This window comes from Rubritepida flocculans DSM 14296 (genome assembly GCF_000425365.1).
Lineage (GTDB): Bacteria > Pseudomonadota > Alphaproteobacteria > Acetobacterales > Acetobacteraceae > Roseococcus > Roseococcus flocculans.
On the sequence record NZ_AUDH01000041.1, the window covers coordinates 1 to 4,941 of the forward strand.

The 4,941-nt window shown below is 72.3% G+C and carries 4 protein-coding genes and 1 pseudogene; 2 read left to right on the forward strand and 3 right to left on the reverse strand.

All coding sequences use genetic code 11. From position 1 onward, the window contains the following. Positions 1–149: 149 nt before the first annotated feature. Entirely contained in the window at positions 150–1,436 is a 1,287-nt protein-coding gene (locus H596_RS0117660; RefSeq protein ID WP_027286003.1) for a glycosyltransferase 61 family protein, read from the reverse strand. Between the two features lie 140 nt (positions 1,437–1,576). On the opposite strand from H596_RS0117660, the gene H596_RS0117665 reads away from it, so the two are divergent. Next, complete coding sequence (locus H596_RS0117665; protein WP_027286004.1) at positions 1,577–2,977, forward strand: DUF1800 domain-containing protein; 1,401 nt, start codon at positions 1,577–1,579, stop codon at positions 2,975–2,977. After that, positions 2,974–4,176 carry a DUF1501 domain-containing protein gene (locus H596_RS0117670; RefSeq protein WP_027286005.1) on the forward strand — a complete coding sequence of 401 codons (1,203 nt, stop codon included), beginning with the start codon at positions 2,974–2,976 and terminating at the stop codon, positions 4,174–4,176. Before H596_RS0117665 ends, H596_RS0117670 begins: the two co-directional genes overlap by 4 nt. Before the next feature lie 71 nt (positions 4,177–4,247). Here H596_RS0117670 and H596_RS0117675 read toward each other — a convergent pair whose 3' ends face one another. Together H596_RS0117675 and H596_RS25015 are read right to left on the reverse strand one after the other, a co-directional pair. Then, entirely contained in the window at positions 4,248–4,760 is a 513-nt protein-coding gene (locus tag H596_RS0117675; RefSeq protein WP_027286006.1) for an IS630 family transposase, read from the reverse strand. Positions 4,761–4,884: 124 nt separating this feature from the next. Further along, positions 4,885–4,935, reverse strand: a pseudogene (locus H596_RS25015) (hypothetical protein); the annotation flags it as partial. Positions 4,936–4,941: the final 6 nt, after the last annotated feature.

Genomic DNA, 4,941 nt, shown 5'->3' on the forward strand with positions numbered 1-4,941 from the left:
ATGGCGGGCCGATGGTGCGCATCCACATCGGCCTCGAGGATGTGGCGGACCTGATCGCCGATCTCCAGCAAGGGCTGGCCGCGCTGGGGTGAGGCGAGCCGGATGGCTGGGCGGACGTGTTATCCGGCCGGCATGTCGTGCCGCGCGTATCATGCGCCCGTGCCCCGCCGACGCGGCGGCGGCGGGGCGACATCCGTAGGCGCCGCGTTCGCGGCGCCGCGCAGGGCCATACGCGCGAGATAGGCGACCGTCTCCGCCAGCAGACGTTCGTCGTCCTTCGTGCTGCGCACGGCGGCGACGGGATGCCGGGCCCGGACGAAGGCGGCGACGTCCTCGGCCAGTTCGGGCGCCTCGTCGAGCAGATCGGCGTCGGGCAACGAGGCGATCATCCCCGTCTCCTGCAGGAAGCCGAGCACCTTGCGCGGATCGAACAAGCCGAGGCTCGTGGTCAGCCCACCGCGCGGATCCCCGAGCAGGCGGATGTCGTCGAAGACATGCAGCCGCGCGGCCTTCGACCCGAGGGAGTCGCGGCCGAGATGCGATCCGGGCCGGCGGTTCAGCACCGCGATCTCCGCCCGCACGGGCGGGAGGATGTCGAAGAGGTGGATGGCGCTGCCCTCCGAGAAGACGATCTTCTCCGCATGGACATAGGCGTTCGCCTGATCGGCTATCGGCACGGTCTCGGGCCTGAACTCGGCGTAGCCGAGCTGCGTGAGCTGCCGCAGCAGCCAGTTTTCGCCCACGCAGCGCCCATGCCCGGCGCCCAGATGCCCGCGCAGCACCGCAAGCCGCCGCGGGAAGCGGGGCGGTGCATCGAGGAGCTGCGCGAGCCTGCGGCGCAGGAAGGCGACATAGGCCGGCGCAGGGGGGCAGTGCAGCATCTTGCCCTGCTCGGCCACCACCAGGCGCTCGATCCGCGCGGGGCCCTCCAGCACGCGCCAGTCGCGCACGCCCATCAGGGCCATGATCTGCCCAAGGAAGCCGGGCGGCGAGCGCCCCTCGGTGGCGATGAACGCCACCGGCGCATCGCGCCACTCGGGCAACTCCGTCACCCAGAGGCGATGCACGAACTCCGAGATGAAATGGCCGAAGGAATGCCAGACCGGGCCGCCATAGACGAAAGTTCCGGGGATCAGCGGGGCGTCAGACGGCACGGAGGGAGCCGGCACGCCCATATTGGTCGCGCGCCCGCCCGTGCAGTCATAGACCCAGGGCGGCGCATCCGGCGGGAAGCAGAGCCCGGGGCGCAGCGGAAGCTGCCGCCGCCCCACCGCGTCCGGGAGGTTGCGGGTGACGCCGATCCCCTCGAACACCGTCACGCGCTCGGCGAAGGGGCCCACCTGCCGGGCCTGCGCCGCCGCCGCGGCGGCCGGGCGAGAGGCGGGACGGGCCGCCTTGCCCGCCGCCGTCATCGTGCTGCGCGCCGTCTCGTCCATGCCGCCGCCCCGTCGTCCCTGTTCCAGCCCCGTGCCTGGTCGGGAAGCTATCCTTCCTGTCTTCGTGGCGAAACCCGCCGTCACAGGCGCTCACATTGCGAGAGGGTCGGGCCACCGCGTCCATGGTATAGAGTGGGGTCATGACCTCCCGTCCTCATATCGCGGCGATCCGCTTCGGGCTGGGCCTGCGGCTGGGTGAAGCGGCCCCGCGAGATCCGGAATCCTGGCTCCTGGGCCAGCTCTCCCGGGCCGATGCCCCGCTCGCCGGGCCCAGCGGCGCGGAGGCCCTTCGCGTCCTCGACGAGCCGGCGCGGACACGTCAACTCCGGCTCGCCCTGCAAGCGCCCGCTGCCAGCGAAGGCCGGCGGGTGACGCAGGAGGTGGCCCGCGCTCGGCTGGAGGCCCAGGGGATGCAACTCCCGCCCCGCGCCGCGCCGGGAGATCCCGCGACGGCAGAGCCCCTGGCCGTGATGCTGCGGGCGGACGCCCTTGCCTGGGCGGAGCATCGCCTCGCCTCCACAACTCCGTTCGCCGACCGGCTGGCGGATTTCTGGGCGAACCACTTCACGGTGAGCCGGCGCAAGGTCACCGTCGGAGGGCTGGCGGGGCCCTTCGAGCGCGAGGCCATCCGCCCGCATCTCAACGGCCGCTTCGCCGACATGCTGCTGGCCGCGACGCGGCATCCGGCCATGCTGCTCTACCTCGACAACGTGGATTCGATCGGCCCCAACAGCCCGGAAGGGCGGCGCAGCGGGCGCGGGCTGAACGAGAACCTCGCCCGCGAGGTGCTGGAACTGCACACCCTCTCGCGCGAGGGCGGCTACACCCAGCAGGACGTGCAGGAGTTGGCGAAGATCCTCACCGGCTGGTCGGTGCGTCGAACGGGCGAACCGCACGGGTTTCTCTGGCGCGAAGACGCGCACGAGCCGGGAACCAAGACGCTGCTTGGCCGTCGTTTCGCCGAAGGTGCCGGCAGCCAGGAGGAGGCGCTGTGTCTGCTCGCCACCCACCCTGCCACCTACCGGCACCTCGCGCTGAAGCTCGCGCGGCATTTCGTGGCGGACGAGCCGCCCGCCCGCGCCGTGGCCGCGCTGGAGGAGACGCTCCGCCGCACCGAGGGGGATCTCGCAGCGGTGCATCGCCGCCTCGTCACCCTGCCCGACGCCTGGGAGGCTGCGGGCGCGAAGTTCCGCACCCCGCGCGATCTCGTTCTCGCCGCCGGGCGGGCGGTGGGGCTGGAGCGGGGCCAGCCCATTCTCTCGGGGATGGGCGAGCTCGGCCAGCCGCTCTGGCAGGCCCGGCAGCCGGATGGCTGGCCCGACAGGATGCAGGACTGGGCGGGGCCGGAAGCCCTGATGCGCCGGGCGGACTGGGCCTACACCTTCACAGGACGCCTCGGCCGGGTGGATCTGTCCGCTGCGGCCGAGGCTGCGCTCGGCCCGCTGGGCCGCGCCGAGACGCTGCAAGCCATGCGGCGGGCCGGCTCCGTGCGCGACGCGCTGACCCTTCTCCTCTGCAGCCCGGAGTTCCAGTTCCGATGAGCGCCTCCCCACCGCACGCCAGCTTCCGGGTCACGCGCCGCAGCCTGCTGCTCGGGCTGGGCGCGACGCTGACGGTCGGCCATTCGCGCATCGCCTTCGCCCAGGCGCCGGGCGAGCGTCGTTGCGTTGTGATCCTGCTGCGCGGCGGGCTCGACGGGCTGCATGTGGTGGCCCCTTATGGCGACCCGCACCATGCGTCGCTGCGCAGGTCCATCGCGCTCGCGGAGCCGGGGCGGGAGGGAGGACTGCTCGATCTCGGCGGCTATTTCGGGCTGCATCCCGCCCTGGGGCGGCTGCATGAGATGTTCCGACAGGGCGAGGCGGTGTTCCTGCACGCACTGGCCGCACCGCATCGCAGCCGTTCGCACTTCGAGGCTCAGGATCTTCTGGAGGGCGGCGGCGAGCGGCTGATGGCCTCGGGCTGGCTGAACCGGGCCCTGCAGGCGATGCCGATGACCGGGCCGGTGCGGCCCGGCCTCGCGGTGGGCACGGGTGTGCCGCTCCTGCTGCGGGGCCCCGCGCCGGTCGGCGCCTACTCGCCCGCCGGCCTCGATCGGCCCTCGCCGGACCTGATGTATCGCCTCGCCGCCTTGCACGACGCGGAGCCTCGTCTGAACACCGCCTTCCGGGAGGGCATGCGGGCGCGCGGCTTCGCCGAACAGACCCTGGGGGCGGGAGAGCGCGAGCAAGAGCGCGACAGTTTTCCCCGCTTGGCCGCTGCGGCCGGCCGCTTGCTGGCTGAGCCGCGGGGACCGCGCATCGCCGCCCTCGACCTTGGCGGCTGGGACACCCACGCCCTGCAGGGGCCGCGCATCGTCCCGCCGCTGCGGGCGCTGGATGCCGGGCTCGCGGCGCTGCGCGCCGCTCTGGGCGAGCATTGGGCGCAGACCGCCGTTCTCGTCGTGACGGAGTTCGGACGGACGGCCCGCGTGAACGGCAATGCCGGCACGGACCATGGCACCGCCGGAGTGGCCTTCCTGCTGGGCGGCAGCGTGGCCGGCGGGCGAGTGCTGGCCGATTGGCCCGGGCTTGCGCCCACGGACCTCTTCGAGGGGCGCGACCTCATGCCCACTGGGGATGTTCGCGCGGTGGCGAAGGCCGTCCTGGCGGAGCACCTTCGCCTTCTGCCGCAGGCCGTCGCCCAGGCCTTCCCGGGCAGCGACACGACGCCGCCCATGGCAGGGTTGTTTCGCGGCTGAGGCCTGCAACATGGCGCGGCCGGTCTGCTTGCCGCAGCGGCCGCTGAACATGATGTATCATACGCAGCGGACTATCGATTGACCTGTCGAGCCCACTCGAAATCGGTCAGCGATCGGATGCGTCCAGTCTCGGCGATGAGGCTGTTCCAGGCTGCGCAGCAGGCGTCGACGATGGCTCGTGTGCCGGGAAACAGCCGGCCAGAAAGGTAGCGGTCGCGCAGGTACTGCCAGACCTTCTCGATGGCGTTCAGCTCGGGCGAGTAGGGCGGCAGGTGCACGAGGGTGATGTTCGGCGGCACCCGCAGGTCGTTCGCAGTGTGCCAGCCGGCGTTGTCGATCAGCATGGCGGCGTGCGTGCCGGCCGGCAGTTGCGAGGCGACCTCCTCGAGCAGCAGGTTCATCGCCGCGACCGAGACGCGGGTCAGCACCAGCGCGGCACCGGTGTCGCGCGCGGGGCAGACCGCACCAAAGATGCAGGCCGACCGATAGCGCTGATCCTTGACCATCCGCGGCCGCATGCCGCGCTGGAACCAGCGGCGGACCGTGCGGCCCTTCTGGCCTACTCGTTGGACGTATACGTCCAACCGTCCTGGAACCAGACCTCGATGCGCTCGGCCTCGGGGTGGTCGGCCGCGATCTGCGCCAGCGCCGCGGCGAAGCCCTTTTCTTGAATGCCTCCTGGGCGGCGCGGTCCGTCTCGGCGTGCCGCGGCCGCGGCGTCTGCCAGGACAGGCCGAGGGCGCGCATCAGCCGGCCCATCCCGGT

Excerpts from the sequence above, each read along its gene's own strand:
- H596_RS0117660 (WP_027286003.1), bottom strand. The coding sequence starts at position 1,436 with ATGGACGAGACGGCGCGCAGCACGATGACGGCGGCGGGCAAGGCGGCC.
- H596_RS0117665 (WP_027286004.1), top strand. The coding sequence starts at position 1,577 with ATGACCTCCCGTCCTCATATCGCGGCGATCCGCTTCGGGCTGGGCCTG.
- H596_RS0117670 (WP_027286005.1), top strand. The coding sequence starts at position 2,974 with ATGAGCGCCTCCCCACCGCACGCCAGCTTCCGGGTCACGCGCCGCAGC.